The organism is Pseudomonas sp. BN415 (genome assembly GCF_029871195.1).
In the GTDB taxonomy this organism is placed as follows: domain Bacteria; phylum Pseudomonadota; class Gammaproteobacteria; order Pseudomonadales; family Pseudomonadaceae; genus Metapseudomonas; species Metapseudomonas resinovorans.
Genome location: NZ_SSOK01000068.1, coordinates 1 through 25,361 on the forward strand (window position 1 = coordinate 1; position 25,361 = coordinate 25,361).

Consider the following 25,361-nt stretch of genomic DNA (forward strand, 5'->3'; position numbering starts at 1 on the left):
ACCCCTGTTACCGCCGTGAAAGGGCGGTGTCCTAGGCCACTAGACGAAGGGGACGAAACCTTCATGCCTTTTCGCGACCCACACCTGAAAGGAGTGGTGGAGCTAGACGGGATCGAACCGTCGACCTCTTGCATGCCATGCAAGCGCTCTCCCAGCTGAGCTATAGCCCCGTCGCGAGGACGGGGCGCATATTAGGGGCGCCCCCTCCTGCTGTCAACACTATTCTTTCAACAACAAGAACTTTTTTATCTGGAAGAACAACCACTTACCCAACCTTGCGATGCGGGGGCCTCCCCGCACCAGCCGGCGGGCCATCACACGATGGCCGCGAGCAGCTTCTCCCACTCCTTGGTTTCCTTCTTCGACACGCCACCGAGCAGCTCGATGGCCTGGCGCAGACGGAAGCGGCTGAGATCAGCCCCGAGGATTTCCATAGCGTCGAGTACCGATACCGAGCTGGCCTGGCCAGTGATGGCCGGGAACATCAGCGGCATGACATCACGCAGCTTGAGCTCCAGGCTTTCGGCCACGGCCTGGATGCAACCGGTGATGCGGTCCTTTTCCCACTGACGCAGGGATTCCAACTTCCAGAGCACCAACTGCATGACCTGGCGCACCTGGTCCGGGCCGAGCTTCTTGTGCTCGAACAGTTTTGCATCCAGTGGCACGCCACCGGAGAAGAAGAAACCGGCCAGCGGCGCGATCTGGCTGAAGGTTTCCACCCTACCCTGCACGTGCGGCGCGATGCGCATCAGGTACTCGGGATTGAGCGCCCACTTCTGCACCTCGGCAGCGAAGCGCTCTACCGGCAGTTCACGGATCCACTGACCGTTCAGCCAGGACAGCTTTTCCAGGTCAAAGATCGGACCACCCAGGGAAATGCGCGACAGGTCGAAGTGCTCGACCATTTCGGCCAGGGAGAACTTCTCACGCTCGTCCGGCATGGACCAACCCATGCGGCCAAGGTAGTTGAGCATCGCCTCTGGCAGGAAGCCCATGCGCTCATAGAAGGTGATGGACGTGGGGTTCTTACGCTTGGACAACTTGCTCTTGTCCGGATTGCGCAGCAGCGGCATGTAGCAGAGCTTGGGTTGTTCCCAGCCAAAGTACTCATAGAGCTTGATCAGCTTGGGCGCCGAGGGCAGCCACTCTTCTCCGCGCAGCACATGGGTGATGCCCATCAGGTGGTCATCCACCACATTGGCAAGGAAGTAGGTCGGCAGACCGTCGGTCTTCATCAAAACCTGCATGTCCATGCGATCCCACGGGATTTCCACATCGCCACGGAGCAGATCTGGCACCACGCAGACGCCTTCGGTCGGCACCTTCATGCGTACGACATGGGGTTCACCGGCGGCAATACGCTTGTCGGCGTCGTCCTTGGACAAGTGCATGCAGTGGCCGTCGTAGCGCGGGGTTTCCTTGCGCTCGGTTTGCTCGGCACGCAGCTTGTCCAGACGCTCGGAGGTGCAGAAGCAGGGGAAGGCATGGCCCTTGTCCACCAGCTCCTGGGAGTACTTCTTGTAGATGTCGCCACGCTCACTCTGGCGATAGGGACCGTGCGGACCGCCAACATCAGGGCCTTCATCCCACTCGATGCCCAGCCAGCGCAGCGCATCATAGATCTGCTGCTCGGACTCACGGGTAGAGCGCAGTTGGTCGGTATCTTCGATGCGCAGGATGAACTGACCGCCGTGCTGGCGCGCAAAACACAGGTTGAACAGGGCGATGTAGGCGGTGCCCACGTGCGGGTCGCCGGTGGGCGACGGCGCGATACGGGTACGGACGGTGGTCATGGATTGCTCTCGAAACAGGGGGACGATCAAAGGCGCGATCTTATCAGGCTGGCCGCTGCGGGCTCCAGCAAGTGTCCTTCCTGCACCGGCAGGCTGCGCATCAGGAAGTCGAGGAAGGCCTTGACCTTCATTGCCTGGAACCGTCTAGACGGATAGACCGCATAGATTTCGCCGCTGGGCAGCCGCGCCTCGGGCAGCAGCTCGATCAGCTCACCACGCTGCACGGCGGATTCGGTGAACATCAGCGGCAGCGCCGCAATCCCGGCCCCTGCCAGAACCGCTTCGCGGGCGAAGGTAATGTTGTTGCAATAGAGGACGCGCTGACAGGGCACGTGTTCACCCAGCAGCATCCAGTAGCGTTGAGAATCCTGCGGCAACAGAACCGCGCGGTGGCCAGCCAGCGCCTCCACCGTGCGCGGGGTGCCGTGGGCCGCCAGGTAGGCTGGGCTCGCACAGAGCCGGCGACCACTCTCGAACAGCTTGCGGGCGATCAGCGTGGAATCCTGGGGCTGTCCGATCATGATGGCGATGTCCACGCCCTCCTCCAGTGGATCGACGTTACGCGAGGTGATCTCCACTTCTGCCGTGATCTGCGGATACTGGCGCATGAAGCTGCCCAACACCTTGCCAAGGAACAATTGGCCAAACTCGATGGGCGCGGTCACACGCAGCAGACCGGACGGCTCCTGCTGCAACTGCATCACGGCCTGCTCGGCTTCGGCGAAGTCCAGCATGATCTGCCGGCAGCGCTCGTAGTAGGCCAGGCCAACTTCCGTCAAACGAAGCTTGCGCGTGGTGCGGTTGAGCAGACGTACGCCGAGGCGCTCTTCCAACAGCGCTATGCGCCGACTGACAGTCGATTTCTGCATCCCCAGACTCTGCGCAGCCTGGGTAAAGCTGTGGCACTCGACCACGCGAGTGAAGATCAGCGCATCATCCAGCCCCATTATTGTTCCCTATAAGCAACAAAGTTTCTGAATTGTACTGGCTATTTGCTAGGGCGGAACACTGCTAGATTCGCAACATTCTGAAAAGACTTCGAGCAACGTTTTCCATGCCTGCCAAACTGCAACGCCGCCTGTTCGTCTTCATCGCCTTGGTGGCACTGGTCATTTCCGGTTTCTTCGTCCACTGGCTGCTGATCGGCCGCTTCGTCGAAAGCACCGACAACGCCTATGTCCAGGGCGAAATCACCCGCGTGTCCAGCCAACTTGGTGCCCGTATCGAAGAAGTGCTGGTCAGCGATAACCAGCAGGTGAAGAAAGGCGACCTGCTGGTCCGCCTGGAAGCCGACGACTTCAAGCTCGCCCTGGAACGCGCTCGCGCCCTGCTCGCCACCCGCGAGGCGGAGCTGGTCCAGGCACAAAGCAAGCTGGCCCAGCAATCCAGCACAATCGCCGCTAGCCAGGCGGACGTTGCAGCTAGCCAGGCCACCCTCGGGCGCACGCAGATCGACCTGTCCCGCGCCCAGACGCTGCGCAAGCCGGGGTACATTTCCGAAGAGCGGGTCACTACGCTATCTGCCGACTCGCGAGTTGCCCGCTCGCAAGTGGCCAAGGCCGAGGCCGACCTCAAAGCCCAGCGCCAGCAGGTGGACGCACTCAACGCAGAGATCAAGCGCCTCGATGCACAAATTGCCAATGCCCGCGCCGAAGTGGCCCAGGCCGAGCTGAATCTCGGCCGCACCGAAATCCGCTCCCCCATGGACGGGCGTGTCGGCCAGCGCGCTGCGCGCAACGGCCAGTACGTACAGGTCGGCGCGCACCTTTTGTCGTTGGTGCCGGATGCTGATATCTGGATCCAGGCCAACTTCAAGGAGACCCAGATCGAGCGCATGCAGCCCGGACAAACCGCCGAGCTGATCTTCGACAGCTTCCCCGATACTCCGATCGAAGGTCGAGTCGACAGCTTGTTCGCCGCGTCCGGCGCGCAGTTCAGCCTGCTGCCGCCGGACAACGCCACTGGCAACTTCACCAAGGTGGTGCAGCGCATGCCGGTGAAGCTGACCTTCGCCGCAGACAATCCGCTCAAGGGCCGAATCCGCCCAGGCATGTCCGTCCTCGTCAAGGTGCACCTGAAGGCCGAAAACCATGGCGGGTGATGCACTGGTTCGCCCCACGGGCGAACCGTCCCGCCGTGACTGGATTGCGGTGATGAGCGCGATGCTCGGCGCCTTCATGGCGGTGCTGGACATTCAGATCACCAACTCTTCACTCAAGGACATCCAGGGCGCACTCTCCGCGACCCTGGAAGAAGGCTCGTGGATTTCCACGTCCTATCTGGTGGCGGAGATCATCATGATTCCCCTCACCGCCTGGCTGGTGCAGTTGCTCTCGGCGCGACGGCTGGCAGTCTGGGTATCCATCGGCTTCCTCATTTCGTCGCTTCTCTGCTCCCTGGCCTGGAGCCTGGAAAGCATGATCGTGTTCCGCGCCATGCAGGGTTTCACCGGCGGTGCGCTGATTCCGCTGGCCTTCACCCTGACGCTGATCAAGCTGCCGGAGCACCACCGCGCCAAGGGCATGGCGCTGTTCGCCATTACCGCCACCTTCGCCCCCTCCATCGGCCCTACTCTGGGCGGCTGGCTGACAGAGCACTTCGGCTGGGAGTACATCTTCTACATCAACGTCCCTCCAGGCCTGCTGATGATCGCCGGCTTGCTTTACGGCCTGGAGAGGAAAGCACCGCACTGGGAACTGCTGAAACGCACCGACTACGCCGGCATTGTCACCCTGGGACTGGGGCTCGGCTGCCTGCAGGTATTCCTTGAGGAAGGTCACCGCAAGGACTGGCTGGAGTCCGACCTGATCGTCGGCCTGGGCGGTACAGCGCTGGTCAGCCTGATTCTTTTCGTGATCCTCCAGGTCTCGCGCCCCAACCCGCTGATCAACCTGGGCATCCTGAAGAACCGCAACTTCGGCCTGTCGAGCATTTCCAGCGTCGGCCTGGGCATGGGTCTCTACGGCTCCATCTATGTGCTGCCGCTGTACCTAGCGCAGATCCAGGGCTACAACGCGCTACAGATCGGCGAGGTGATCATGTGGATGGGCGTTCCGCAGTTGTTCCTGATCCCGCTGGTACCCAAGCTGATGAAGGTGATCTCTCCCAAGCTGCTCTGCGCATTGGGATTCGGTCTGTTCGGCTACGCCAGTTTCGCATCCGGGGTACTCAATCCCGATTTCGCCGGACCGCAGTTCAACCAGATCCAGATCATCCGCGCCCTCGGACAGCCGTTGGTGATGGTGACCGTATCCCTGATCGCCACGGCCTACATCCAGCCTCAGGACGCCGGCTCCGCCTCCAGCCTGTTCAACATATTGCGCAACCTGGGCGGCGCCATCGGCATCGCACTGCTTGCCACCCTCCTCGACGCCCGCGCCAAGGTTTACTTCGATTACCTGCGCGAATCCCTGGTACCGAGCAATCCGCAGGTCGCTGAGCGCTTGGCCCTGCTGACGGAAAAGCTCGGCAGCGAGCAAGCGGCCCTCGGCAAACTCAGCGAGATCGCACACCAGCAGGCCAGCATCATGGCCTACAATGACGCCTTCCATTTCATCGGCATCGCCCTTGGCGTCAGCATGCTCGCCGTGCTGCTCACCCGCGCCCTGCCCGCCGGCTCCACCGGGGGCGCCAGCGCCGCCGCCCACTAATCCCGCGCCGGGCAACCGGCGCGTCGCGTTTCAGGCTGTACATGTCTTCCCACGCTACAACCCGTCGCACCCTTCTCCTGATCGGTGCCTTCGCCATGATTTACATCGGCTGGGGCACCACCTATCTGGCCAACCACTTCCTCCTTCGTGAACTTCCACCCTTCGTCATCGCGACCCTGCGTTTTCTCTTCGCTGGCGTTCTCGCCCTGGGCTGGGTGCTGGCCAGCGGCAAGGCCCAGGTACAACGCAGCGACCTGGGTGGCGCGCTAATCGGCGGCGTGCTGCTGATCGCTGTCGGCCAGGGTGCACTGATCTACGCCAATCAGTTTCTTCCCACCGGCATGCTGGCCATGCTTTACACCACCCTGCCCCTCTGGAGCGTCGCACTGGAGTGGCTGCTGGACCGCCGTCCGCCACTCTGGGTCCTCTGCGGACTGGCCCTGGCCAGCGGCGGAATTGTGATGCTGATGGGCAACGGACTGGGAGATGCGGCGGGGTTCGACCAATGGTTCGCCGGCGGGCTGGTGGTCATGGCCACCTTGCTCTGGGCCATTGGCGCCTGGCTGCTGCGCCTGCGCCCGCCCTTCCGCTCCAGCTGGATGGGCCTCAGCCTACAGATGCTGACGGGCACGGTAATGCTCGCAGTATTCGGCCTCTGGCGCGGCGACTGGAATGGGGTCGAACTGGCTAACGTAAGCCTGAAAGCCTGGCTCTGGATGGCGTACCTGGTGGTCCCGGTCAGCCTGGGGGTTTACCCGGCCTACTTCTGGCTGCTGCGAGAAGTGAAGCCAAGCCTGGTATCGACCTTCGCTTTCGTGAACCCGGTGGTAGCCCTTCTGCTGGGCCTGCTGATCCTCGGCGAGCAGCTCGACGCCACATCGCTGCTCGCGTGCCTGGCCACCCTCGTTGGCGTTGTGCTGATCATTTTCGGCCGCCGCTGAGGACAAACGAAATGGGCGCCTATCGGCGCCCATTTCTCTTCAGACCTTCAACAACCGCTCTCGCAGCTTCTGGATCTCGTCGCGCAATTGCGCGGCTGCTTCGAACTCCAAGTCGCGGGCGAGCTGGAACATCTTTTCCTCCATCTGACGGATGCGCTTGGTGATCTCGCTGGGCGAGCGAAGCTCCGCCTCGTACCGGGCGCTTTCCTCCGCCGCCTTCGCCATAGCCTTACGCTTGTTGCTGCGCGAACCTGGCACTGTGGCGCCTTCGAGGATGTCCTGGATGTCCTTCTTCACACCCTTCGGCACGATGCCGTGGGCTTCGTTGAAAGCCACCTGTTTACTCCGGCGCCGGTCAGTCTCGTCCAACGCACGCTGCATGGAGCCGGTGACATTGTCGGCGTATAGAATCGCCCTGCCGTTGAGGTTCCGCGCCGCGCGACCAATGGTCTGGATCAACGAGCGCTCGGAACGCAGGAAGCCCTCCTTGTCCGCATCCAGAATGGCCACCAGCGCCACCTCCGGCATGTCCAGGCCTTCACGCAGCAGGTTGATCCCCACCAACACATCGAAAGCACCAGTACGCAGATCCCGGATGATTTCCACGCGCTCCACGGTGTCGATGTCCGAGTGCAGGTAACGCACTTTCACATCGTGGTCGGCCAGGTAGTCGGTCAGGTCCTCCGCCATGCGCTTGGTCAGCGTGGTGACCAGCACCCGCTCCTCCACTGCAACCCGCTTGCGGATCTCCGAGAGCAGATCGTCCACCTGCGTCCTGGCTGGCCGCACCTCGACTTCCGGGTCAACCAAACCGGTGGGGCGTACCACCTGCTCGATTACCCGGCCCGCATGCTCACCTTCATAGGGCCCGGGAGTCGCCGAGACGAAGATGGCTTGAGGGCTGATGGCCTCCCACTCGTCGAAACGCAGCGGACGGTTGTCCAGCGCCGACGGCAAGCGGAATCCGTACTCCACCAGGGTTTCCTTGCGCGAACGGTCGCCTTTGAACATGGCGCCGACCTGGGGCACTGTGACGTGGGATTCGTCAATCACCAACAGGGCATTGGCAGGCAGGTAATCGTACAGCGTGGGTGGCGGCTCACCGGGAGCACGACCGGAGAGATAGCGAGAATAGTTTTCGATGCCATTGCAGTAGCCCAGCTCAAGGATCATCTCCAGATCGAAGCGAGTGCGCTGCTCAAGGCGCTGCGCCTCCACCAGCTTGTTGGCAGAACGTAGCTGTTCCAGACGCTCTTTCAGCTCTTCCTTGATCTTGTCCACCGCCTCCAGCAGTACTTCGCGAGGCGTCACATAGTGGCTCTTCGGGTAGAAGGTGAAGCGCGGCAACTTGCGGATAACCTCGCCGGTCAGAGGATCGAAGGCCGCCAGGCTCTCCACTTCATCGTCGAACAGCTCGACACGGATGGCTTCAAGATCGGATTCCGCCGGGAAGATGTCGATAACATCGCCGCGAACCCGGAAGGTGGCGCGGGCGAAGTCCATGTCATTGCGCGTGTACTGCAGCTCCGCCAGGCGACGCAACAAGGTGCGCTGATCGATACGGTCGCCGCGGTCGATGTGGAGGACCATCTTCAGGTAGGACGCCGGATCACCCAGGCCGTAGATGGAGGACACCGTGGCAACGATGATGGCATCCGGCCGCTCCAACAGGGCCTTGGTCGCGGACAGGCGCATCTGCTCGATATGGTCGTTGATCGAGGCGTCCTTCTCGATGTAGGTGTCCGACGACGGAACGTAGGCTTCCGGCTGGTAGTAGTCGTAATAGGAAACGAAGTACTCAACCGAATTGTTTGGGAAAAATGCCCGGAACTCACCGTAAAGCTGTGCCGCCAATGTCTTGTTCGGCGCCAGCACCAGTGTCGGGCGCTGAACCTGGGAAATGACGTTGGCAATACTGAACGTCTTCCCCGAGCCGGTTACCCCCAAAAGAGTCTGGTGCGACAGGCCGGCTTCCAGCCCTTCCACCATCTGGCGAATGGCCTCCGGCTGGTCGCCGGCGGGCTGGAAGCGGGTGACAAGCTGGAACTCCGACATGCTGACCTCGAATTTGGATGTGACACCTGCGCAGAACGGGCGTCATACCTGGCGGAAAGCTTGCGCGCGATGTCGCCGCAAACTGTCTGGGCCGCTATAATACCGGCCCGATTGCGCAACCCCTAGCGCACATCGTTCGGGGTTGCATTTCCTCCTCACCTTCCTCCTCCGAGCTGCCGCATCATGAGTCTGTTTTCTGCCGTCGAAATGGCTCCGCGCGACCCTATTCTAGGTCTCAACGAAGCGTTCAACGCCGATACCCGTGCCAACAAGGTCAACCTGGGCGTGGGCGTCTACTACAACGAGGAGGGTCGCATCCCGCTCCTGCGTGCTGTAGCTGAAGCGGAAAAGGCCCGCATCGAAGCCCATGCCCCGCGTGGTTACCTGCCGATCGAGGGTATCGCGGCCTACGACCAGGCGGTGCAGAAGCTGCTGTTCGGTGCTGGTTCCGAACTGCTGGCTCAAGGCCGCGTAGTCACCACCCAGGCCGTGGGAGGCACCGGTGCCCTGAAGACTGGCGCCGACTTCCTCAAGCGCCTGCTACCCAATGCCGTCGTCGCCATCAGCGACCCGAGCTGGGAAAACCACCGCGCCCTGTTCGAGTCGGCCGGCTTCCCGGTGCAGAACTACCGTTACTACGATGCAGCCACCAATGGCGTGAATCGTGCCGGCTTGCTGGAAGATCTCAAGGCACTGCCTGCCCGCTCCATCGTGGTCCTGCACGCCTGCTGCCACAACCCAACCGGTGTCGACCTTGGCCTGGATGACTGGAAAGCCGTCCTGGAAGTCCTGCGCGAACGCGAGCACGTGCCCTTCCTCGACATCGCCTACCAGGGCTTTGGCGAAGGCATCGACCAGGATGCGTTCGCAGTGCGCCTGTTCGCCGAGTCGGGTCTGCAGTTCTTCGTGTCCAGCTCCTTCTCCAAGTCTTTCTCGCTCTATGGCGAGCGAGTTGGCGCCCTCTCCGTCGTGACCAACTCGAAGGAAGAAGCCGGCCGCGTGCTGTCCCAGGTCAAGCGCGTGATCCGCACCAACTATTCCAACCCGCCGACCCATGGCGCCACCGTGGTTGCCTCGGTACTCAACAGCCCCGAACTCCGCGCCATGTGGGAAGCGGAATTGGGCGAAATGCGCACTCGCATCCACAGCATGCGCCTGGCCATGGTTGAGCAACTGGCCAACCAGGGCGCCAAGCGCGACTTCAGCTTCGTTGCTCGCCAGCGCGGCATGTTCTCCTACTCCGGCCTGACCGCCGAGCAGGTTGAACGCCTGAAGAACGAGTTCGGTATCTACGCCGTCAGCACCGGCCGCATCTGCGTTGCCGCGCTGAACAACAGCAACCTGGAAAGCATTACTCGCGCCATCACCCAGGTTCTCTGAAAAGAAATCGGAGAAGCTCAAGCAGATGCTTGACTTCTCCTTTCTAATCAGTAAGATACGACGCATCCGATCCGCGATAGCTCAGTCGGTAGAGCAAATGACTGTTAATCATTGGGTCCCTGGTTCGAGTCCAGGTCGCGGAGCCAAATTGAAAGCCCTCGGCACATGCCGAGGGCTTTTTATTTATGGGCAGGATTCGAACCAAGGTCTGCACCCCGGGTTATCCAGCACCAAAAAAAGCCGGCTCGTTAGGCCGGCTTTCTGACACTCTGCGCTGCTAATCCACACTTAGCTTGTCGCGATTCCTATCGAGCGTCTTCACGCCAATGCCCTTAACCTCCAGCAGATCGTCTACTGAAGAGAACGGACCGTTCTCCTCGCGATACTGGACTATAGCGTTGGCCTTTGCCTCACCGATGCCGATCATTTGATCCTGGAAAGCCGCCGCATCGGCGGAGTTGATATTGAGCTTGCCAGACTGCTGTGCAGCGCCTGCCACAGCAGCTGTAGCCTCCACCTTCGCGGCAACCGCAGACTGGGTGTAGCCGAAGAAAAGCGAACAGATCAGAAAAAACAGCGAGGCGAATCGAACACGAAACATCGTGAACACTCCTTGTCATCAGTAAGAGAAGGCGGTACTTCCTAAACCGCCCCACACAAACTAATGCCTCGAGCTATTGGGCTCAATTCGCCGTTGTTGATGGATCCAGTCAACAATTTCCTCTTCAGGGGTGTAACCATTGACTGTTTCGCGTAGGAGCTGACGCACGCGGACGTAATCATCGCTCTCGACGGCCGCGAACAGCTCGGACAACACACGCTTGAACGCATCCCAGGGAAGATGCTCCTCATTGGCTCGCATGATCATCGGATGCTCAGTGGGACTGACATCGTCGCCGATGAGGAGCTCTTCATAGAGTTTCTCACCCGGCCTAAGACCACTGAACTCGATGGCGATATCACCCGTGGAATTCTTATCGGAGCGGACCGTCAGGCCAGACAGGTGAATCATCTTCTCGGCAAGCTCGGCGATTTTCACCGGCTGCCCCATGTCCAGCACAAAGACATCCCCCCCCTGCCCCATCGAACCGGCCTGGATCACCAATTGCGCCGCTTCCGGAATCGTCATGAAGTAACGCGTGATGTTGGGATGGGTTACGGTTACCGGACCTCCGCGCTTGATCTGCTCGCGGAACAGAGGAATAACCGAGCCGGAAGAGCCCAGGACGTTGCCAAAACGGACCATGGTGAAACGGGTCTTGTTGACCCGATGAACCGCGTCACTGTCTCCAAACAGCACCGGAGCAGACTCGTTACTGAGGGCCTGCAGGACCATTTCCGACAAGCGCTTTGTGCTCCCCATGACGTTGGTCGGACGTACAGCCTTGTCCGTGGAAATCAGGACGAAATTCTCGACACCCCCCTGAACCGCAGCCTGGGCGGTATACAAGGTACCCATCACGTTGTTGAGCACCCCCTCAGCCACGTTGTGCTCAACCATGGGCACATGCTTATAGGCAGCAGCATGATAGACAGTGTCGACTTTCCAGGTTCGCATAATGTCCGAAAGCCGATCCAGATTGCGCACTGACCCCAGAATAGGTACCAAGCTAACGCTCAGTGACTCGCGAAGAATACGCTGTTCAAGTTCAATCTGGATGTTGTAGAGATTGAACTCGCTATGCTCGAACAGAAGCAACGCCTTTGGACCGCAACCCAAAATCTGCCGGCAGAGTTCCGAGCCAATTGAGCCGCCGGCTCCTGTGACCATGACGACTTTTCCACGGATGCAACGCTCGAAGAGCTCTTTACGCGGAGGTACAGAATCACGCCCCAACAGATCGGCAATATCTACTTCCTGAATGTCATCGACCTTAACCCGCCCGCTCGCAAGATCCATGAAACCAGGGATACTACGTACATGTAGAGGGAAAGCCTCTAGAGTGGCCAGAATCTCTCGCCGCCGGGCACGAGATGCAGAGGGAATTGCAAGCAGAACCTCCTCAGCCCCCGTCTGCTCAATCATCTGCTGGACGTGTTTTGGCTTGTAGACCTGTAAACCGGCGATCACCCTGGTCGCGATACTGTCATCATCGTCGATAAATGCAACAGGACGCATTGCTCGTCCCATGCGCAGGGCAGCCACCAGTTGGTTGCCGGCAGCACCTGCGCCATAAATCGCGACTTTAGGAAGGCCATCCACCGAATTAACAAAAGGAACTTGTCGCGCAGCGGAGAACCAATCCCCCAAAAAATACTGGCGCATGAACAAGCGCAAGCCACCCACCAACACCAGGCTCAACCACCAGTAGTTGAAAACCAGCGATCGGGGAATCAACTCGGGGGCATCCCGGTACCAGTAAATCGCCAGCGCCAGAAGCAGAGCCGATAGGCTCACAGCCTTTGCGATCGCGATAAGCGCATCGTTGCCGAAATACCGCATCACGGCCCGATACATCCCGAACCGTATGAAGAGCGGAATTGCGAGTACAGGTGCCAAGGCGAACAACCAAGCGTGTCCACCTAACGGGTGCACAAGTTCGTCGGTTCCCAGTCGCACGACAAAAGCAAACCAGAGTGCACCCCATACGAGGAGCACGTCGACGCCAACCTGCAACAGACGCTTATAGCGGCGAGGTAACCGCAACAACCATTCGCGCAACATCTTCAGGGTTCCTTATCCCATCTTGGTCCGACCAAGGGAGCAAGATTTACAAAAGCTGCGAAAAACGCGGCGTTTTGCATTGATCCTAGCAATCTATCGCTCGCGCAAAAGGCAAGCGCTTGCGCCACGAAGTAAAAGCACACCCTTCTCGCGAGCCTTAAGCCCCGACTTCTTTCTTACCTGCATTGAAGCGGATGGCCAGTCCCACGAGCGGCAGGTAGGAAAATACCAGCGCCGAGAAACCATCAACCTTGCCCAAAGCAACGACGCAAGCCCAGGGCAGCAGCCAGAACAAATTGATCGCCCCTATAGCCAACGTCACCGGCAGATGCTGCCCAAACGACCTGGAGGCATACTGATAAGCATGACTACGGTGGGCTTCATAGACCTTGTCACCCCTGAGAAGGCGGCGCAACAACGTCCAGGTGGCGTCGACGATGAACACTCCCAGCAATATCAACCAGCACCAGAGCAACAAAGGGTTGATCCAGGCCGCGTGCAAGGAAAGGGTCCCAAGTATGATGCCAAGAAAACCGCTGCCGGCATCTCCCATGAAGATCTTGGCGGGCGGGAAGTTCCAGAACAGAAAGCCACTCACTGCCGCAGCCAGAAATAACGGAACCATCATAGCCTGCTGCTCACCGAGCAAGTAGTAAAGCAGCGCACCGCCCAGGCAAACACAAACAGCCTCGACGCTGGCGATTCCATCAATTCCATCCATGAAGTTATAAAGATTCAAGAGCCAGACCAGATAGAGGCTGCCGAACACATAACCGAATGCACCAAGATCAAGACTTGCCCCGAAAAGACTAAGTTCGGGTAAGCCACCAACCAACCAGAGCACCCATCCAGCCCCAATGAAATGGGCCAATAACCGCCAGCGTGCGGCGATATGCCCATGATCATCCAAAAACCCGACAGCGGCGACCCAAGCACCTGCACCAAATAGAGCCCACATCACCGATGAGCTCAACACGCCAGCCAGGAAAAGCAACGGCAACGCAACCAGGAAACTGACCACGATTGCCCCGCCGCCGCCCCTAGGAGTGGGAATGGAATGTGAGCTACGTGCGTTAGGCACATCCAAGAGCTGTCGTGCTAACGCATAGCGACGCACTCCACCGGTCAAGGCAAAAGAGCAGAGAACCAAGACCGGGAAAAACCACCATATGATCATTTCGCTTGGGTTTCCATGTAGTGCTTGGCAACCTTGCTCAATGCCTCGTCAACACCAAGAGGTGGGTTCCAGTTCAATAGTGTACGGGTCTTGCCGATATCCACCTGGAGAGATCCGCACAACCGTTTCGAGAAGGCACGCTTGCCGAGCAACGCTGCGGTCGCTTCAAGCAGCCAGACAGGAACTGGAAGCAAGCGCGCAGGTTTGCCCAAGGCAAGCGCCATGCGGCGCAGCAATTCGCTCGTCGACAAGTCTTCGCCATCACTCACAAGAAAGGTCTCGTTAGCTGCAGCCGGATGGTCAACGCAGGTCACGATGAGAGAGACCAAGTTATCGAGCGCAACCAAGCTGCGTCGATTGTCGATCGAGCCAAGAGGCAAAGGAACACCCTTGTCGAGCCAGCGCATCATGCTCAGAAAGTTGGCCTTGACCCCAGGGCCATAGACCAGCGTCGGGCGGATAATCACCACCTCCATGCCAGTTGCCGATGACAGCTCACGTAATTGCTGCTCGGCCTCCATCTTGGATACGCCATATGGGTCGATTGGAGCGGGCCTGTCAGTAGCCGCAAACGGTGCATTCGGCAGAGTGGCCTCGCCGTTGACCTTGATCGAACTGATGAAAATGAAACGCCGAACGCCAGAGTTCGCCGCCTGTCTTGCGAGCTGAAGCGTCCCCTGGACGTTGACCCGTCGGAAGGCCGAAAGCGGATCCGCTTCGCTCTCGTTCATCACATGCACCCGAGCGGCGCAATGAACAATCGTCGTCACGCCGCGTAAGACCCCACTCCAATCGGTATCCTCCCCGATTTCAGGGACCACGCAAACCTCAACATCCTCTGGAACATCTTTTGGAATCGAGCGATAGGAGCTGCGTATTTGGTGGCGGCCATCAGCCAATAACCGCCCCAGGACTGCACACCCGACAAAACCGCTGGCACCGGTCAATAAAATTCGCATTATTCAGCTTCAGAATTTCCGCCACACGGTGCGATTGATGTAATCGGTGTAGCTGAGAACAACCCTGACCACCTGCTTGGAAACAGGCCCGCCGTGATAGTCATCAACAACAGGAATTACCCGCTGGTCGCGGCAGTGCTGACTAGTAACAACTCTTACGGACTGCAGTACCGCTTCTCGCTTTAATCCACTCATGATGAGAGTCCCCTCATCCATCCCCTCGGGCCGCTCATGGGCATTGCGAATCGTGATCGCAGGGAGATTTAGTAGAGAAGCCTCCTCAGTAATGGTTCCACTGTCAGAGAGCACGCAGAAAGCCGACATCTGCAGCTTGATGTAATCCAGCAAGCCAAACGGCTTGACGAACCTTATGAGCGGATGATCCAGAGACTCGCCCAAGGCCTCCAACCGCTTGCGCGTACGCGGATGGGTCGAGACGATCAAGGGAAATTCGTACTCATCGGCAAGAGCCCGCAGGGTATCCAGAAGATCTCGCAGATTCTCTGCGGTATCAACGTTTTCCTCCCGATGCGCGCTTACCACAAAGAACTTGCCCTGCTCAAGGCCGATCCGCTGTAGTACATCCGACCGCAGGATCTTTGGCATGTAGTACTCGAGCACCTCCGCCATATGCGAGCCCGTCTTGATGATAGTCTCAGGACGAATTCCCTCTGCAATGAGGTAGCGGCGAGCATGTTCTGTAAGAACCATATTGATGTCGCTCAGGTGATCCAGCACCTTACGGTTAAGTTCTTCAGGAACCCGCTGATCGAAGCATCGATTCCCAGCTTCCATGTGAAATACAGGAATCTTTCGGCGCTTCGCAGCAATCACCGCGAGGCAGGTATTGGTGTCGCCGTAGAGCAGCAACGCATCCGGCCTCTCTAGTTCCAGCACCTCGTCTGCCTTGGCGATCACCTCAGCAATAGTCTTGGCTGCTGTCTCCCCAGCTGCACCAAGGAAGTGATCGGGTTTGCGTATCCCCAAATCTTCAAAGAAAACCTGGTTCAACTCGTAATCGTAATTCTGCCCCGAGTGAACCAATACGTGCTTGAGCTGGCTGTCCAACTCAGCAATCACACGGCTCATCTTGATAAGCTCCGGGCGGGTCCCGACCAACGTCATGACCTTAAGCATTCATAGCCTCCCGAATATAGTCGAGCTTGAGGAGCACATCCTTGACACCTTGAACATCCAACCTATCAGTATTGTGCGAAGTGTAATCATCAAGCTCGGCGATTTTCTCTTCACCTTCGACGAAGTACTTCTTATAGTTCAAATCACGATTGTCCGCTGGAATGCGATAGTACCGCCCCATATCTTCAGCTTTTGCCATTTCCTCTCGGGAAACCAGGGACTCGTAAAGTTTCTCACCATGACGAGTGCCGATCACCTTGAGCGAACTATCTTTGGAGAACAGCTCCTTAAGCGCCTGCGCCAGATCACCAACGGTGGATGCGGGAGCCTTTTGTACAAATATATCCCCCTGCATTCCATGTTCAAATGCATGAAGAACTAGATCCACCGAATCTTCGAGAGACATGAGAAACCGAGTCATATTGGGGTCGGTGAGTGTAAGGGACTCACCCGCTTTCAACTGATCAACGAAAAGCGGAATCACAGAGCCGCGCGATGCCATCACATTGCCGTAGCGAGTTGCACATATCACAGGCCCGGCAGCTGGAATCATTCGCGACTTGGCTACCATCAATTTCTCCGCCATGGCCTTGGAAATACCCATGGCATTGATTGGATAAACCGCCTTGTCAGTACTTAGCACGACTACTCTCTGAACCCCCTTGGCTATAGCGGCGTTCAGAACATTCTCCGTTCCCATCACGTTGGTCCGCACCGCCTCCATGGGGTAGAACTCGCAGGAAGGTACTTGCTTTAGCGCAGCGGCATGAAAAACATAATCCACACCAACCATCGCCTGAGCAACGCTGTCGTAATCCCGTACGTCGCCTATGTAAAATTTTACTTTGTCATTAGCCAAAGCAATCCGCATATCCTCCTGCTTCTTTTCATCTCGACTGAAGATACGAATCTCTCTCACAGCAGTATCGAGAAAACGCTTGAGGACCGTGTGACCAAATGATCCTGTACCACCGGTTATCATTAGTACTTTATTATCAAACATATAACTCAACCTTTCGAACGCGTTAGCGGGCTGCATGCATCATGGAAATTAGGCCCGGCCAGTCTGGCGCTACATACCCAGTAGCTTGTCTGAAGCGCTCGCTATCAAGAGAGCGATCTATGACCAGCGAATCATCTGGCTTTATCTCAATATCCTTGCCATATTGCTGAGCAACCAACTGCAAAAGATCGAACTTCGAAATAGGTTGCGCTGCGACGTGGAATAGCCCGCACAGTCCCTCACTGGGAACTACGAACTCCTTCATAACTCGCGCTAGCTCTACAGTCGGAAGACCAGAAAATATCGCCCTGGAGAAACCATTAACAACTCCACTTTGAGACAGGAACCAGTCGATCAATGCATAATTTGAAGACAGTTCATGCCCAATAATTGAAGTTCTAAGGGTGATGGCATTTGAATAATCGTGCAACTCCCCTATAAATTTTGACCTGCCGTAGAGATCATGCGCGTCCGACAGATCATTTTCAGTATAACCGCCTTTCTGACCGGAAAAAACACAGTCAGTACTAACATGAAAAAGGCGAGCCTCAATCAGGCCGCATAAGTTTGCCAGGCGATGCGGCAACATAGAGTTGATAGGCAAAGCGCTTAACGGGTCTTTCGATTCAGCCAACTGCTTAATCAAGCCGACACAATTGATCACCACTTGAGGCCTAACCTTTTGGAGAACCTTGGCTAGTGCGTCTTGGTCCAGTACGTCGATTCCTGCAATCAAGTGGTCATGAGATGCAACCGAAAAGTGGTTTTTGTCTCTTGAGCTTCGCAACGTACCCCAGACATCATACTTCGGATCCTGACTGAAGACCCTGAACACGGCACTACCAAGCATTCCAGTTACGCCTAAAACCAAAACTCGCATGCCCTGCCTCCGCCTAGCAGTACAAATTAAAAACACAAATCAAGCGACAATTAACGCTTACTTGTGCGCTACAACAATCTCATCGTAAAGATCTAAGCAATCTTTCGTAAGACCGTCCCAAGTATATCTCTCAAGAACCAGGCTCCGGAGGCGCTGCCCCATCTTTTGAAGCTCATTCCTGTCTGTTATTAACTCTGCCAAAGACCTCGCCAACGAATCAGCATCAACACTCGATACATGACCACCACCAATCTCCTGAACCTCGTTGAAGCCGCATTGGTCGGTAAGCAATACCGGCGTGCCAACCAATCCAGCCTCCAGTGCAACCAGCGACATGGCCTCCTGCCTGGACGGCACGATAAGCAAGTCAGCAGCGCTCAACGCATCCTGCTTGTCCAGACCGCTCAAGAAACCAGCAAAATGGATACGCTGAGCTAGAGCACCTGCCCCGACCTCCGCCTTGAGCCTACAACCGAGTTCGTCGTCGCTCCCTGCAAAGACCAAATGTACATCCGGGAATCTATTCGCTATTCTGGAAAATGCTTCCAGCAGAATATCAGGTCCCTTGATCGGGCTTAACCGACCGAGAAACAAAAGCACCATGGCGTCTCTATCGAATCCATGATGCTCACGGAAGCGAGAAGCACTAGCCTCTTTAGCCTCCACAGGGTTGACTCCGTTGGGAACAAGAACAATTCGTGAGTCGTCAATCCCATATTCATGGAAATGCTCACGTTCCAAAGCTGTAACAGCAATACATCGTGCAGCCTTGGCAACCGTTTCGTAACCAATCACTTGATTGAATATTTTTTTCAGGAAAGCAGATCGCCCAAATATCCTCAAAGACCCGGCCGGACAATAAACATAAGGCTTGCCAAGTTTATGGGAAACTCTCGCCACCACTACCCCAAGCAGACTCCAATGACCCGTAATATGAACAACGTCAACTTGAGAAACTAAATCCTGTATCTTCGAAATGGAAATACGTGGCACATAAAAGCGACGAAATATACTACCAACCAGAACCAGTTCAACCCCACTCATCTCATCAATTCGATTTTTGCTAACACCTGCGTCCGTAGAAAGAATCATGCAGGCCACGTTAGCCCTAGCAAGCGCCTTGGCGAGTTGAAAAGTTCTTTCTGCTACTCCCCCTCCAACAGAAGGATCAATAGCATCACAAACATGCAGAACCTTCACTTCTCGCCACCCTTACTTTCCATATACCAACACATGAACGACTCAAGAGAGCGTTCAAAATTTGCTGAACGGAGAAACCCCCACGATGCGATCTTGCTACAGTCGTACCTCAATTCAGGGTTTGACTGTGAGCGTCCAGCGACAACCAGAAGCACACGCAAAAGCCATACGGGAATTGATTTCTCATTCACCGAAAACTTCTTGCATGCAACTTTCCCTAGAATATCGTCGACCGCCTGGTACTGATTATTCACATTATCATCATCACTAATGATGAAAACATTGCCTGCCAAGGGGCGTTCACAACGGGCAAGAAACATAATCGAGGCAACCACGTTGTCAACACTCACCAAGTGCATCCGGCGCTGGCCGTGCAAGAAGCGAAAAAATCTACGACGCCACTGCGAAGAGCCAAGAATCGTCGACGCCAACTTGCGTAGATTTTTTCCGTGCGGACCGAATACGGCCGTAGGTCTCAAAATCCCTAAGTCGACCTCATTACCAAGCTCCGATCGCAGTACCAGCTCCGAATTATATTTCTGCCGCTCATACTCGTTAGCTGGGTGGCACGGGGTTTCTTCGTCGACACGAACTTCAGATGTCTTGCCGACCACGGTAGCGGTGCTGATATAGATAAGTCGCTTGACCTTGGCGAAGCGACATGCCCTTGCAAACCCGATGATGTCTAGATTGACCTTGTTAGCATCTGAGCCCGATGAGGGCTGCGCCAAGTGGATGACAACATCGGCCCCGTCTAGGAAGGGGACAAGCGTTTCGGGGTCATGCAGGTCTCCAGAAAAAGCAACACCTGCCTGTAATGGGCAAGCAGAAGCCTTTCGCCGCAGCGTTCTCACCACCACATCGTCGCTACTAGCGAATGCGGATACGAGGAAGGAACCTATGAACCCTGACGCCCCCGTAACGCAGATTACTTTCTGACCGGCAGACGAAAAAGTATCAGGCATGAGAGAACTCTCGAAAGAAAATCATTCGAAAAATTCCGACTGCAAATAACGCCACGCAACACTCCAAAACGAACACACCCCACAGATACGGAAAATTCATCTGACAAATAGAGTTAGCCATCAGAATCGCAACCCAGGACGTCAGAAGCCTACTTCTCGTCATTAACAATGATAACTTCTCGATGGCGATCAGGATGGCGGTCAAAATCATCATCCCAAGAAATACCACAAGAAGCGATCCACTATAAAAAAGTACTGCAACAACACCAGGCAAAGTCAAAAAAGTCACATCATCCTGATGCTTATAAAACGAACCTGCCAAGCGCTGATAAATGGCGTCAACACCTTTCCCCGGATCCTCTATTACTCCTGATAACAGAAGCGAGGAATCTCGTCTATCACTTGACGCGACAGCTAAAACGCCTTCCATTCCGATCCAGCGATCCACAGCCAACTGCATAACCTGAAAAAACATACCTTTATACAGAGCTTGCGAATCAACAGCCGGCGGAGGCTGCAGCACTCCCCCTTCCTGATACTCTTGGGGAGCCTGATACTCTTGGGGTGGCTGCGGAACCTCCTCAACTCGATACGTGTTAACCCTAAAGGCGGAGACAAGAAACATTGTCGAAACAAAAAACGAGACCATGACAATAGGTAAAAGCCAACGCCAAGAAGCCACCATCCGAGAAAGATAGGCAGGCTTGTGAAAATACAAACTCACCCCAACAGCCAAATACAGGAATGGCAACATAGCGCGACTAGCCATAGACACGGACATGACAAGAGCGAACAAACAGACCCCAAAAATGACCGGCCAATACCTATCTGACCGACGAGCAATCTCCCAATCCAAGGCAAGAATAAAAGCCATCGGCGCACCGCAATACACCAACCACGCTAGCAATGCCCCTAACCCAAACTGCAGTTTCAGCTTCGCATTCACCCCGACCTGAAAGAAGGCAAAATTATAGTTAGCCAAGTAGATTAGCAGCGCAAAAAATATAATAGCGCACCACACGAATGGCAGAAATCTTGAGTACACGCGGGGATAGCCAAAACAATCATTCACTGAAAAATCAGCGGATTTGAGTCGCCCGACAAGAAAGATCAACAGTCTGCACGAAGCAACCCCCAACGCCGCAACCGAAGCAACCATAAGGGCCAGGTCCGCCTGCCCGGGATCTCCGGAAAACTGGCCGACTGGCTCAACAAATGGATAGTCAAAAAAACGATGTGTAAGCCACTTTACCCAGAACCCCAAGACCAAGAATAGCGTTAAAAATAAATATGTATCAAAACGCGGTCTTAGCAAGGCAACTACAAGAAGGAAAAAGAAAGAAAAATGAAAAATCGCCAATACAGCCACATCACCCGAGTGCTGGATGAACGACCAACTCACCAAAATACACAGAACACCAGCCAGAAGAAACAGACCACAACGCAAAAACACCCCAAGAAGGGGATTACCACTAAATCCAGGCATCAAGATCTGTCCCATCTAAGAGCTCCTTGGACAGCCAACATCATTCATTATTTAATTCTCATCATAAGCCAGTGGCGATAACGACCAAATAGCCCATTTAATAAAAGCCGTAGAGTTTGAACACTAAAAACGGATGATGCGCTGAGCTCAATTGATTTTTTCAAGCAACGCAACGCAGAAAAATATCTACCAGCTCGCAAATGAAGTCGAGCCATTAACACACTGGCGTTGGCCTCCGCCTCAGGACGCGCCGCGCGCAAATAATCAGGAATATCAGGTCGGTCAAAGAATTTTTTCAGTACGTATCTATACTCATCCGTCTTTCGCTCGTCCGAAGGAGCGAATGTCTGAGAACCCCCATGAACCCTGAAACATGCCAAGATACCTGAGACTTTTAGTACCTCGCCAAACAACCCCACGCGCAACAGAAAATCGTAATCAGGTATTTGCCTCAACGAGACGTCCCAACCACCAGCACACGACAAGAGTTCCCGCCTGAACAATGCGCCAGGCCCAACCGGACACGCTCCTTGCAACACCACGCCACGATGATCAAATTCAGGCGCAATAACGTCTCGAATGTGTCGTGACTGCTCATCGATCAAACGGTAATCCGGATAGACTAGCAAAGCGCTCTTGCTCCGTCTGAGAGCAGAAACCAGGCATTCAACAGCCGTTGGTTCAAGTTTATCATCAGCGCTCAAATAACCCAGTATCACCCCGCTGCTCATCTGCCAGCCAATATTCAGCGTTGCTGCCTGGCCACAGTTCTCGTGGCTGACCACCTTACAACGGTCCGCATAGGCAGACATAATGCTTTGAGTACCATCTATCGAACCATCATTGATCACGATCAGTTCAATATTTTCATAGCTCTGAGCAAGAATACTTTCAATAGTCTCCGCAAGATAACGCTCAGCATTATAGGCAGGTACAACCAGCGATACCAACGGATCACTCAAGTCAGACAACTCAAATTTATTACTTTCAAAGTTCATTTCAAGCTCTTCAGATAAGCATACGGATGCAGCAGAAGATCAAAAGATGGATGAGTCCATATTCCGTTGGCGCGATAGACCCATGACCACATTACGATACACTGCAGAGACAGCCCTATCGAAGTAGCTGCCGCAACCCCAAGTGCGCCATACTGGGAAACAAGAGCCAGACTCAAGATTACCGATACTAGACCCGCACTCACGGTAATCCACATCATTGCCTTTTGCCTCCCAGTCATCATCAAAGTGTATCCGGCGGCTCCACACATCATACTAATCAACTGTCCAGCCGCCAAGAGAACCAGAACTACGTAAGCGCGTGAATATTCTTCCCCATAAACATATCCAAGCAACACCTCGCCAAAAAACAAAAAAAACATGAAAACCAGCGCTGCGGGAAAAAACCCAAGCATAGCCGCACCCCGCAAAATTTTCTCAAGTCTGGCATGCTCGCCCTTGGAAAATAGCTCACTTATTATAGGCATTAGTGCTGAGTTTATGACTAGCATAGGAAAGGTTAAAAACTGAATCATCCTGGAAGCAGCTCCATACAATCCGACTGTAGCGCTATCAGTTTTATACACCAATATCCAAACGTCTACCTGCATCAAGACAATCAACATTAAGTTGGTGACCCAGAGCGGGGCGGAAATGAAGAGCAATTTCTTCCACCCATAGCCGACGGCAATCCAGTCCCCTCTGAAGTTTCGTGCCACCCCCAAGAATGCGATTGAACACGAGACCACAGTGGAAAGCACTACTACCCCGACAACCTCTGAAAGACTACCACGACCGATACAAACCAAATATGCCGCCAGACCAATAACCGACAAAAAGCTTGCCAGAAACCCACTGAACACAGATGCCTTAAAAAAGTCCTGGAGACCTCTATAAATTTCGGCGAGCACCATCAAAATCGCAGCAGAAAATATCCACCCACCAACTAGCACCGGCAGATAGCCAGATGAGGAATCCACCCCACCCCACCCCAAAAAAACCGCTCTATATATAAAAAAAGCCAGGACAGCAGCAAAGAAAGAAAAAAACAATGAAATTCCTAGGCCTTCCCCAATGACTCTCTTGGCCTGATCTTGCTCCCCCCTTCCCAGAAACTCAGAAATCAATCTGACCAGAGAAAAATTTAGACCAAACAGGGATAGCGCGGAAGCAACTGAAACTGCACTTAGAATCAGGAAGTACGCTCCAACTTCCGCGGGATTTAGAATCCTTGTCAATAGTACGCTAGTAATGAATCCCGACAGGGATGCCAGCAGGCGGAATATGAATGCCCACATCCCTCCCCTTAGCAACTTGACGACTAGTGAATCGAATCTAGCCACGCCCACTCCCAGCGCAATGTAGTCTTACTTTTCGACAAAGCCAATTCCTATTTACCTTAACCACCAAAGCCAGCCCTGAATGTAAAATATTTATCATATACATTAGAGAAAGCATGTTATTTACTGCATTAACCTGTACGAGAGGCCAGTATCTCGATCAGCCTTTCAACTTGGTTATTCATATCGAAGTTCTCCTCGAAATACCTGCGACCTGAAACCCCCATAGACTCCCGGTCCTCTGGAGTCATATTGTAGAGATTCCTAATGCAGCCAGCTAACGAGCGCGCATCCTCGGGAGGACATACAACTCCCGCACCAGACTCTGTCACTACCCGCGCCCCTTCACCATCCAGCGAGGCAACTATCGGTCTTCCGGCGGCTAAATAGGCCTGTACCTTACTTGGAATAGTCGAGGAGAATATCTTCTGATCTTTCAGAGAAACCAGCAATGCGGAGGAAGCCTTGAAGATATGAGGCATGGACTCCATTGCAAAACGTCCTGGTATCACAAGATTGCTCAGCCCCAGCAATTCCTTCTGGGCCTTTAGCCAACCGGACATACTGCCACTGCCGACCACGAATATTTTTATTTCTTTACAGTCTTGCAAAAGAGCAGCTGCATCAACGATCGTTTCTATTGCCTGAGCACTTCCAACGTTCCCGGCAAAAACAACCCCGAAGCATCCCTCAAGCTCCCTGGAGAGTTCTAGCGGAATCGCTCCACCCACTCCAGTAATGGACTCTGGATCAATGGAGTTTGGGAAATAGATGATTTTTGAAGCAGAGGTATATGCTTTTACGGGTTCAAAAAAAGCACGCGATTGAATCAGAACAGTATTGCAGCAGGAGTAGATGATACGAACCACCTTCCCAACAAGCTTCAGTGCAACGCCTTTCTTGACAAACCCCGTAGCGGAGAGGCTTTCAGGCCAAAGATCCTGAACCCAAACCGCCAAGTGTGCTCCTTTAATCCACTTCAATAGAATTGCCGGGATAGCTTGCGTTATCGGCGAAACTGCAAATACCAGGATAAAGTCAAAGTCTCTCCCTCTAAGCAATCGCGGCAGATACCAGACACCCGATGCAACAAAAGAAAGATAATTCAGAGCGAGATTTAATGCACCTCCTTTTCCGCGCGGACGCAGAGGCACCCGAACCACCTCAATTTTATCCAAGTAGCTTTCGACCTGAACACCAGACCTTTCATAGCCACTAAAAATCTCACCGTCTGGGTAATTAGGCTTACCTGTTGCAACAACTACCTCGTGCCCATTCTCAACCAACTTCCTCGAGAAATCATTTATCAGGAAGCTTTCAGGCCAAAAATACTGGGAAACGATCAATATCTTCATACGTTAGATACTTTTCATAAATCCATTTACCTCTCCAACGATGCAACTCGAGATAAACAGAACTGATCTCACCACATCCCGTAGCGCAGACCAATCAATAAAAATTAAAGCTTCAGGGTATCAATTAAAATCCCCGACATCAGAAGGTGCTGCGTAAGTTTACGGTAACTTCTACTAACGGCTGCCCCAGACGCCTAAGAACGCAACTCGAGACCTTAAATCGAAGCCGCTCGGGCCGCTTTACCTGAAACCATTGAGCAGGACAGGTGACAAGCTACGTAAGCCACCACGTGAAAGCGCTCTTTGCCACAGCACTGCTATCAAGGCTATTCTAGTAACAGTTAGGAATGATTCGCTTATGCCCCACAACTGTAACG

The 25,361-nt window shown here is 54.9% G+C and carries 20 protein-coding genes and 2 tRNA genes; 5 read left to right on the forward strand and 17 right to left on the reverse strand.

Going from position 1 to position 25,361, the window contains the following annotated elements; genetic code table 11:
- Positions 1-94 precede the first annotated feature (94 nt).
- From E8F20_RS25900 to E8F20_RS25910, 3 genes are all read right to left on the reverse strand, one after another.
- Positions 95-170, reverse strand: a tRNA-Ala gene (locus tag E8F20_RS25900).
- A 144-nt stretch (positions 171-314) separates the two neighbouring features.
- Positions 315-1,796 (reverse strand): glutamate--tRNA ligase, encoded by a 1,482-nt coding sequence (gene gltX, locus E8F20_RS25905; RefSeq protein WP_280286297.1) that lies wholly within the window; start codon positions 1,794-1,796, stop codon positions 315-317.
- Positions 1,797-1,822: 26 nt separating this feature from the next.
- Entirely contained in the window at positions 1,823-2,743 is a 921-nt protein-coding gene (locus tag E8F20_RS25910) for a LysR family transcriptional regulator (protein ID WP_280286298.1), read from the reverse strand.
- 107 nt (positions 2,744-2,850) lie between these two features.
- Between E8F20_RS25910 and E8F20_RS25915 the strand changes: the two genes are divergently transcribed.
- Genes E8F20_RS25915 through E8F20_RS25925 form a run of 3 tightly spaced genes read left to right on the forward strand, consistent with a single transcriptional unit; the run spans position 2,851 to position 6,387 of the window.
- On the forward strand, positions 2,851-3,897 hold the full coding sequence (locus E8F20_RS25915) for an HlyD family secretion protein (protein WP_280286299.1): 1,047 nt from the start codon (positions 2,851-2,853) through the stop codon (positions 3,895-3,897).
- 49 nt (positions 3,898-3,946) lie between these two features.
- Complete coding sequence (locus tag E8F20_RS25920; protein ID WP_280286354.1) at positions 3,947-5,446, forward strand: MDR family MFS transporter; 1,500 nt, start codon at positions 3,947-3,949, stop codon at positions 5,444-5,446.
- A 41-nt stretch (positions 5,447-5,487) separates the two neighbouring features.
- Positions 5,488-6,387 carry an EamA family transporter gene (locus E8F20_RS25925; RefSeq protein ID WP_280286300.1) on the forward strand — a complete coding sequence of 300 codons (900 nt, stop codon included), beginning with the start codon at positions 5,488-5,490 and terminating at the stop codon, positions 6,385-6,387.
- A 39-nt stretch (positions 6,388-6,426) separates the two neighbouring features.
- Here the strand turns inward: E8F20_RS25925 and uvrB are convergent, their stop codons facing one another.
- On the reverse strand, positions 6,427-8,442 hold the full coding sequence (gene uvrB, locus E8F20_RS25930; protein WP_280286301.1) for an excinuclease ABC subunit UvrB: 2,016 nt from the start codon (positions 8,440-8,442) through the stop codon (positions 6,427-6,429).
- A gap of 183 nt (positions 8,443-8,625) precedes the next feature.
- On the opposite strand from uvrB, the gene E8F20_RS25935 reads away from it, so the two are divergent.
- Together E8F20_RS25935 and E8F20_RS25940 are read left to right on the forward strand one after the other, a co-directional pair.
- Entirely contained in the window at positions 8,626-9,822 is a 1,197-nt protein-coding gene (locus E8F20_RS25935) for an amino acid aminotransferase (protein WP_280286302.1), read from the forward strand.
- A 70-nt stretch (positions 9,823-9,892) separates the two neighbouring features.
- A tRNA-Asn gene (locus E8F20_RS25940) sits at positions 9,893-9,968 on the forward strand.
- A 131-nt stretch (positions 9,969-10,099) separates the two neighbouring features.
- On the opposite strand, the gene E8F20_RS25945 is transcribed toward E8F20_RS25940, so the two are convergent.
- The 13 genes from E8F20_RS25945 to E8F20_RS26005 form a co-directional block, all read right to left on the reverse strand.
- Positions 10,100-10,423 carry a ComEA family DNA-binding protein gene (locus tag E8F20_RS25945; RefSeq protein ID WP_280286303.1) on the reverse strand — a complete coding sequence of 108 codons (324 nt, stop codon included), beginning with the start codon at positions 10,421-10,423 and terminating at the stop codon, positions 10,100-10,102.
- A 60-nt stretch (positions 10,424-10,483) separates the two neighbouring features.
- A complete protein-coding gene (locus tag E8F20_RS25950; RefSeq protein WP_280286304.1) occupies positions 10,484-12,487 on the reverse strand; it encodes a nucleoside-diphosphate sugar epimerase/dehydratase in 2,004 nt (667 codons plus the stop codon).
- Positions 12,488-12,644: 157 nt separating this feature from the next.
- Positions 12,645-13,664: a glycosyltransferase family 4 protein gene (locus tag E8F20_RS25955; RefSeq protein ID WP_280286305.1), complete on the reverse strand. Its 1,020-nt coding sequence runs from the start codon at positions 13,662-13,664 to the stop codon at positions 12,645-12,647.
- Positions 13,661-14,623, reverse strand: a complete 963-nt coding sequence (locus E8F20_RS25960; protein WP_280286306.1) for an SDR family oxidoreductase — start codon at positions 14,621-14,623, stop codon at positions 13,661-13,663. The genes E8F20_RS25955 and E8F20_RS25960 overlap by 4 nt, the downstream gene beginning before the upstream one ends.
- Before the next feature lie 9 nt (positions 14,624-14,632).
- Positions 14,633-15,760, reverse strand: coding sequence for a UDP-N-acetylglucosamine 2-epimerase (non-hydrolyzing) (wecB, locus tag E8F20_RS25965; protein WP_280286307.1), 1,128 nt, complete (start codon positions 15,758-15,760; stop codon positions 14,633-14,635).
- Entirely contained in the window at positions 15,753-16,763 is a 1,011-nt protein-coding gene (locus E8F20_RS25970) for a polysaccharide biosynthesis protein (RefSeq protein WP_028630227.1), read from the reverse strand. The genes wecB and E8F20_RS25970 overlap by 8 nt, the downstream gene beginning before the upstream one ends.
- Before the next feature lie 22 nt (positions 16,764-16,785).
- Positions 16,786-17,643 carry an SDR family oxidoreductase gene (locus E8F20_RS25975; RefSeq protein WP_280286308.1) on the reverse strand — a complete coding sequence of 286 codons (858 nt, stop codon included), beginning with the start codon at positions 17,641-17,643 and terminating at the stop codon, positions 16,786-16,788.
- A gap of 57 nt (positions 17,644-17,700) precedes the next feature.
- A complete protein-coding gene (locus tag E8F20_RS25980) occupies positions 17,701-18,843 on the reverse strand; it encodes a glycosyltransferase (RefSeq protein WP_280286309.1) in 1,143 nt (380 codons plus the stop codon).
- Positions 18,840-19,808 carry an NAD-dependent epimerase/dehydratase family protein gene (locus E8F20_RS25985; RefSeq protein WP_280286310.1) on the reverse strand — a complete coding sequence of 323 codons (969 nt, stop codon included), beginning with the start codon at positions 19,806-19,808 and terminating at the stop codon, positions 18,840-18,842. Before E8F20_RS25985 ends, E8F20_RS25980 begins: the two co-directional genes overlap by 4 nt.
- Positions 19,801-21,309, reverse strand: coding sequence for a hypothetical protein (locus E8F20_RS25990; RefSeq protein ID WP_280286311.1), 1,509 nt, complete (start codon positions 21,307-21,309; stop codon positions 19,801-19,803). Before E8F20_RS25990 ends, E8F20_RS25985 begins: the two co-directional genes overlap by 8 nt.
- A gap of 32 nt (positions 21,310-21,341) precedes the next feature.
- Positions 21,342-22,292: a glycosyltransferase gene (locus tag E8F20_RS25995; RefSeq protein WP_280286312.1), complete on the reverse strand. Its 951-nt coding sequence runs from the start codon at positions 22,290-22,292 to the stop codon at positions 21,342-21,344.
- The gene (locus E8F20_RS26000) at positions 22,289-23,632 is read right to left on the reverse strand and encodes a flippase (protein ID WP_280286313.1); all 1,344 of its coding nucleotides are present in this window, start codon (positions 23,630-23,632) and stop codon (positions 22,289-22,291) included. The genes E8F20_RS25995 and E8F20_RS26000 overlap by 4 nt, the downstream gene beginning before the upstream one ends.
- Positions 23,633-23,760: 128 nt before the next feature.
- Positions 23,761-24,984: a glycosyltransferase family 4 protein gene (locus E8F20_RS26005; RefSeq protein WP_280286314.1), complete on the reverse strand. Its 1,224-nt coding sequence runs from the start codon at positions 24,982-24,984 to the stop codon at positions 23,761-23,763.
- Positions 24,985-25,361 lie beyond the last annotated feature (377 nt).

What these genes read in the sequence shown, in the direction of transcription:
- gltX (WP_280286297.1), bottom strand. Translation starts at nt 1,796, where the DNA reads ATGACCACCGTCCGTACCCGTATCGCGCCGTCGCCCACCGGCGACCCG.
- E8F20_RS25910 (WP_280286298.1), bottom strand. Translation starts at nt 2,743, where the DNA reads ATGGGGCTGGATGATGCGCTGATCTTCACTCGCGTGGTCGAGTGCCAC.
- E8F20_RS25915 (WP_280286299.1), top strand. Translation starts at nt 2,851, where the DNA reads ATGCCTGCCAAACTGCAACGCCGCCTGTTCGTCTTCATCGCCTTGGTG.
- E8F20_RS25925 (WP_280286300.1), top strand. Translation starts at nt 5,488, where the DNA reads ATGTCTTCCCACGCTACAACCCGTCGCACCCTTCTCCTGATCGGTGCC.
- uvrB (WP_280286301.1), bottom strand. Translation starts at nt 8,442, where the DNA reads ATGTCGGAGTTCCAGCTTGTCACCCGCTTCCAGCCCGCCGGCGACCAG.
- E8F20_RS25935 (WP_280286302.1), top strand. Translation starts at nt 8,626, where the DNA reads ATGAGTCTGTTTTCTGCCGTCGAAATGGCTCCGCGCGACCCTATTCTA.
- E8F20_RS25945 (WP_280286303.1), bottom strand. Translation starts at nt 10,423, where the DNA reads ATGTTTCGTGTTCGATTCGCCTCGCTGTTTTTTCTGATCTGTTCGCTT.
- E8F20_RS25950 (WP_280286304.1), bottom strand. Translation starts at nt 12,487, where the DNA reads ATGTTGCGCGAATGGTTGTTGCGGTTACCTCGCCGCTATAAGCGTCTG.
- E8F20_RS25955 (WP_280286305.1), bottom strand. Translation starts at nt 13,664, where the DNA reads ATGATCATATGGTGGTTTTTCCCGGTCTTGGTTCTCTGCTCTTTTGCC.
- E8F20_RS25960 (WP_280286306.1), bottom strand. Translation starts at nt 14,623, where the DNA reads ATGCGAATTTTATTGACCGGTGCCAGCGGTTTTGTCGGGTGTGCAGTC.
- wecB (WP_280286307.1), bottom strand. Translation starts at nt 15,760, where the DNA reads ATGCTTAAGGTCATGACGTTGGTCGGGACCCGCCCGGAGCTTATCAAG.
- E8F20_RS25970 (WP_028630227.1), bottom strand. Translation starts at nt 16,763, where the DNA reads ATGTTTGATAATAAAGTACTAATGATAACCGGTGGTACAGGATCATTT.
- E8F20_RS25975 (WP_280286308.1), bottom strand. Translation starts at nt 17,643, where the DNA reads ATGCGAGTTTTGGTTTTAGGCGTAACTGGAATGCTTGGTAGTGCCGTG.
- E8F20_RS25985 (WP_280286310.1), bottom strand. Translation starts at nt 19,808, where the DNA reads ATGCCTGATACTTTTTCGTCTGCCGGTCAGAAAGTAATCTGCGTTACG.
- E8F20_RS25990 (WP_280286311.1), bottom strand. Translation starts at nt 21,309, where the DNA reads ATGGGACAGATCTTGATGCCTGGATTTAGTGGTAATCCCCTTCTTGGG.
- E8F20_RS25995 (WP_280286312.1), bottom strand. Translation starts at nt 22,292, where the DNA reads ATGAACTTTGAAAGTAATAAATTTGAGTTGTCTGACTTGAGTGATCCG.
- E8F20_RS26005 (WP_280286314.1), bottom strand. Translation starts at nt 24,984, where the DNA reads ATGAAGATATTGATCGTTTCCCAGTATTTTTGGCCTGAAAGCTTCCTG.